6 protein-coding genes and 1 pseudogene are annotated in these 4719 nt (G+C 72.6%); 3 read left to right on the top strand and 4 right to left on the bottom strand.

Annotation, left to right across the window (positions count from 1 at the left end; translation table 11 throughout):
• The 4 genes and pseudogenes from E1266_RS35755 to E1266_RS35740 form a co-directional block, all read right to left on the bottom strand.
• Positions 1-252: pseudogene (locus E1266_RS35755) on the bottom strand (TrpB-like pyridoxal-phosphate dependent enzyme); the annotation flags it as partial.
• 75 nt (positions 253-327) lie between these two features.
• A complete protein-coding gene (locus tag E1266_RS35750; protein ID WP_132054796.1) occupies positions 328-1440 on the bottom strand; it encodes a bifunctional RNase H/acid phosphatase in 1113 nt (370 codons plus the stop codon).
• Positions 1437-2180: a C4-type zinc ribbon domain-containing protein gene (locus E1266_RS39060; protein WP_132054794.1), complete on the bottom strand. Its 744-nt coding sequence runs from the start codon at positions 2178-2180 to the stop codon at positions 1437-1439. Before E1266_RS39060 ends, E1266_RS35750 begins: the two co-directional genes overlap by 4 nt.
• Positions 2177-2998, bottom strand: a complete 822-nt coding sequence (locus E1266_RS35740; protein ID WP_132054792.1) for a Nif3-like dinuclear metal center hexameric protein — start codon at positions 2996-2998, stop codon at positions 2177-2179. Before E1266_RS35740 ends, E1266_RS39060 begins: the two co-directional genes overlap by 4 nt.
• 127 nt (positions 2999-3125) lie before the next feature.
• Between E1266_RS35740 and E1266_RS35735 the strand changes: the two genes are divergently transcribed.
• Genes E1266_RS35735 through E1266_RS35725 form a run of 3 tightly spaced genes read left to right on the top strand, consistent with a single transcriptional unit; the run spans position 3126 to position 4517 of the window.
• Positions 3126-3677: a pyridoxamine 5'-phosphate oxidase family protein gene (locus E1266_RS35735; protein ID WP_132054790.1), complete on the top strand. Its 552-nt coding sequence runs from the start codon at positions 3126-3128 to the stop codon at positions 3675-3677.
• Positions 3678-3722: 45 nt separating this feature from the next.
• Positions 3723-4067: a DUF6191 domain-containing protein gene (locus tag E1266_RS35730; protein WP_132054788.1), complete on the top strand. Its 345-nt coding sequence runs from the start codon at positions 3723-3725 to the stop codon at positions 4065-4067.
• A 51-nt stretch (positions 4068-4118) separates the two neighbouring features.
• Positions 4119-4517, top strand: coding sequence for a hypothetical protein (locus E1266_RS35725; RefSeq protein ID WP_132054786.1), 399 nt, complete (start codon positions 4119-4121; stop codon positions 4515-4517).
• The last annotated feature ends 202 nt before the right edge of the window (positions 4518-4719 follow it).

Below are 4719 nucleotides of genomic sequence, written 5' to 3'. Positions count from 1 at the left end.
GGCCCGGATGAGGGGGGTGGGGCGCCAGAGCCGGTAGACGTCGCGGACCTCCTCGGGGATGTCGATGAAGCGCTCGCCCGAGACCTCCTGGGCGATGAGGTCCATCGGGAACAGCGGCGCGAGGTCGTCCGGGCCGACCGGTTCGCGCGTTCCCGGGTGCAGGGGCGGGGGCGGCGGCGCGGGCAGGTCGGGGACGACGTTGTACCAGCGGCTCGGGAGCCTCGACTCGTCCAGCAGGATCTTCGTCGTCACGGTTCCTCCCCAGGTCACGGTGCCCTTCTGTGGAGCGTAGGCGCGTGCGGGGCCGCTACGGAAGGCCGGTTCCGGTCAGGCCGGAAGATGGTGGACGTCGTTGAAGGACCGCAGGGTCGCGGGGCCGTCGGCGTACCAGTCGATGGACGACAGCGCCGCCACGTCCAGGTGCATCCGGTACAGGGACGGCATGGGCGCGCCCAAGGCGTCCTTGACCAGCATCTTGATCGGCGTGACATGCGAGACCACCAGGACGGTCTGCTCGCGGTGGCGGACCTTCACCTTGTCCAGGGCGGTCCGGACGCGGCGGGAGACCTGCGCGAAGCTCTCGCCACCGGGCGGCGCGACCTCCGGATCGGCCAGCCATGCCTTGAGCTCTGCCGGCCAGCCCTTGCCGGCCTCGGCGAAGGTGAGCCCCTCCCACTCGCCGAAGTCGGTCTCGCGGAAACCGTCCTCGACGCGGACGTCGAGCCTGGTGACGGCGGCGACCTCGGCGGCGGTGGCACGGCAGCGCGCCAGCGGCGAGGTGACGATCGCGTCCAGTTCGCGGTCCTTGAGGGCGAGCGCCGCGGCGCGGGCCTGGGCGAGGCCGTTCGCGGTGAGCGGGACGTCGCTCGTCCCGGCGAAGCGCTTCTCGACCGACAGCGGCGTCTCACCGTGCCGGAGCAGGACCGTGGTCATCGGGGTGGACGACGGGGGCCGCACCGGCGCCGGGGGCGGCTCCGGCTCCCCCGGCGTCTCCTCGACCTTGCGGACCCACTGCTCGCCGCGGGCCGCGGCGTCCATGGCCTCGTTGGCGAGGCGGTCGGCGTGCGCGTTGCGGTTCCGCGGGATCCACGTGTAGGAGACAGACCCCAGGTCCTCCGCCAGCTCGCGGGCCCGCAGCGCCAGCGGGACCATGCCCGGGTGCTTGATCTTCCAGTGTCCGGACATCTGCTCCACGACGAGCTTCGAGTCCATCCGGACCTCGACGCGGGCGGCCGCGTCGATCCCGGACGCGGCGGCCAGCCCGGCGATGAGGCCCCGGTACTCCGCCACGTTGTTGGTGGCGTCCCCGATCGCCTCGGCGACCTCGGCCAGGACCTCCCCGGTCAGCGCGTCGCGGACGAGCGCCCCGTACCCGGCCGGGCCGGGGTTGCCGCGCGATCCCCCGTCCGCCTCGACGACCAGCTTCCGGCCCGCGCTCACAGGCCCGACTCTGGCGTCCGGATGAGGATGCGGCGGCACTCCTCGCAGCGGACGACCTCGTCCTCGGCGGCGGCCCGGATGTTGTTCAGGTCCACCGTGTTGAGCGCCAGGTGGCAGCCCTGGCAGGCGCCGCGGAACAGCTTGGCCGCGCCGACGCCGCCGAACTGGCCGCGCAGCTTCTCGTAGAGGGCCAGCAGGTCCTCGGGGATGTCCTTGGCGACCGCGGTGCGCGCGGCGCTGGTCGTCCCGGCCTCGTCGTCGATCTCCCGCCGGGCGGCGTCGCGGCGCTCGACGAGCGCGGCCAGCTCGTCCTGCGCGGCGGCCTGGTCGGCGCGCAGCGCGGACACCCTGCCCTCCGCCTCCTCCGACCGCTCCATGATCTCCAGGACGACCTCCTCCAGGTCGGACTGGCGGCGCTGCAGCGACTCGATCTCCGCCTGGAGGTTGCTGAGGTCCTTGGCCGAGGACACCTGCCCGGAGTCGAGCCGCTTCTGGTCGCGGTCGGCCCGGGCGCGGACCTGCTCGACGTCCTGCTCGGCCTTCTTCTGCTCGCGCTGCAGGTCGCCGGTCTCCGTCTCGGCCGCCACGATCGCGTCGCGCAGTTCGGTCAGGCGTCCCTCCAGCCGCTCGATCTCCGCCAGCTCGGGCAGCGTGCGCCGGCGGTGGGCCAGCCGGTCCAGCGAGGCGTCGAGCTCCTGCAGGTCGAGCAGGCGGAGCTGGGCTTGGGGTGCGGCTTTCAATGTGCTCCTTCGTCGTGGAGGCGCCACGCGTCGGTGACGAGCGTGGACACCCGGGTCTCCAACTTGCCCGCGTCCGGGGAGGCGGCCGCCAGGCGCCGCTCGGCGTCGGCGAGCCAGGGCCACTCGGTCGCCCAGTGCGCGGCGTCCACCAGGGCGGGGCCGCCTTGCTCGGTGAACTCCGAGGCGGGGTGGTGCCGCAGGTCGGCGGTGAGGTAGACGTCGACACCGGCGTCGCGCGCGGTGCCGAGCAGGGAGTCGCCGGCGCCCCCGCACACGGCGACGGTGCGGACGGCGCGGTCCGGGTCGCCCGCGGCCCGCACCCCCCAGGCGGTGGACGGCAGCCCGGCCGCCGCCCGCCCGGTGAACTCCCGCAGCGTGACGGGCTCGGCCAGCTCCCCGATGCGGCCGAGGCCGCGGCGGGGATCGTCGTCGGCGGGGACCATCGGGCGCAGCTCGCCGGCGAGGCCGACGGCCCGCGCCAGCGCGTCCGACACGCCGGGATCGGCCCGGTCCGCGTTGGTGTGCGCGGTGTGCAGCGCCACCCCGTTCCTGATCATCCGGTGGACGAGCCGGCCCTTCGGCGTCGTCGCGGCGACCGAGTGCACCCCGCGCAGCAGCAGCGGATGATGCGTGACCACCAGGTCGGCCCCCCACTCCAGCGCCTCGTCGATCACGGCGGCCACCGGGTCGACCGCGAACAGCACCCGTCCGACCTCCTGGTCGGGGTCGCCGCACACGAGACCGACGGCGTCCCAGGACTCCGCCCACTCGGGCGGATAGAGCTCCTCCAGGGCCGTGATGACATGGGATAGGCGCACGTCCCGCAGGCTACCGCGCCGAGCCGCTCCCAACGAGCCACCGAGCGTCACCACGGGGTCCGGAGGTCTGAAACGATAGGCCGGGGGACAGCCAGACAGTGACAGAACCCAAAGAGGGGAGAACGCCATGTCGGCTTCCGGCGCCGCGGCGGAACCGGAGCCCACCCAGCCCACCGGTCCCTTGGAGCCGACCGCCGAACGGCCGTACATGCCCGGCTACGGCATCGTGGGCCCGGAGGAGGGCAGCGGCCTGCTGCCGTGGTCCTGGGCCGTGGAGCAGCTGCGGGAGGCCCGCAACTTCTGGCTCTGCACGGTGCGGCCGGACGGACGGCCGCACGCCATGCCGGTGTGGGGCGCCTGGTCCGGTGAGGCACTGCTGTTCAGCAGCAGCGTCCCGTCTCGCAAGATGGTGAACCTGCGGGCGAACCCGCGGGTCGTGGTCACCACCGAGGAGGCCGAGAACCCCGTGGTCATCGAGGGGATCGCCGAGGTGCTGACCGAGCAAAAGGACCTCCAACGGTTCATCGACCTCGTCAATTCCAAGTACGCGACCAGATATCGTGTGGACTTCCTGGACCCCGAGGTCAACGCGACCGTCGCGGTACGGCCCCAGCAGGCCTTCGGGCTCCGCCAGGGAGACTTCACCGGTTCTCCCACCCGGTGGTCCTTCACGACCTGAGCGGTCGCCGGGATCAATCTGGCCACCCATCGCGTTGGAGAGTGTGTGAAGTCACCCTTTCGCCGCCGCAAGCGCGTCAAGGGCCGCGCCATGGGCAACCGCCCGGAGCCGGCCGAGCAGGAGATCGTCGAATGGCCTCGCGAGGGGACGGGCAAGTCCTCGCTGATGGGCGCCATCCGCGGTGACGGTGAGACCGGCGCCGGGTTCGGCGGCGGCATGTTCGAGGACCTGGCGTCCGCGTTCGAGGGGTCGAAGAAGGTCAAGCTCGAGGAGCAGGAGCGGCAGAAGGTCCTGCGCCAGGACGACCATGAGCAGACCGGCTCCGGCAGCACGCGCGACGACCTGGACTCGGGCAGGATCCGCATCCGCCGGACCCCGCCGCCGGAATAACGTGTCCGATTTGTATCGAACATAAGTTCGAAGTCGGGTTATCCTGACCGCGTGAGCACCTACGTCCCGCCCGGCTGGCCCGCGCAGGTGCACCCACCGGGCACCGAGCGCTTCGAGGACACCGCCCTGGCCTGGCTGCTCGAACTCGTCCCGCCCGAGTACCGGCGCTACGGGGTGCTGCGCCGCTACCCCATCGCCCTCGCCCGGATGGCCCGCCACCACGCCGCCGCGTCCGTGGAGGCGGCCCGCGAGGGCTTCCGCACCGCCCGCGTCGACCTCGGGGACGTCGTCCCGCCGCACGGCGTCGAGTCGGTCCTGGAGACCTACCGCCGCGAGGGCGCCCGCCTAGTCTCCCTCCTGCAGGCGATCGAACTCGTCGAAACGGCCCTGCGCGGCCTCGCCGAGCCAGACGATCCTCGACATCGCCGACCTTTCACCCCGAAGCTGTGACCCTCCCGTTGACGCTGTGTCGTGGCGTGCGCAAACCTTTGAACCGATCCTGACGGGAGGGTTCTGGTGAGCACACCACCTGGGTGGTACCCAGATCCAGAGTGGATGGGCCGCGAACGCTACTGGAACGGCCGCCGCTGGAGCACGGCCGCGGGCCCCGCCGACCAGCAGCTCTACGCGATCGAGCTGGACGGCACCGGCG

The organism is Actinomadura sp. 7K534 (assembly GCF_004348575.1).
Classification (GTDB): Bacteria; Actinomycetota; Actinomycetes; order Streptosporangiales; family Streptosporangiaceae; genus Spirillospora; species Spirillospora livida.
Note: the sequence above shows the minus strand (reverse complement) of the source record. Positions and strands in the feature narration are given on the sequence as shown.

What these genes read in the sequence shown, in the direction of transcription:
- E1266_RS35735 (WP_132054790.1), top strand. Translation starts at nt 3,126, where the DNA reads ATGTCGGCTTCCGGCGCCGCGGCGGAACCGGAGCCCACCCAGCCCACC.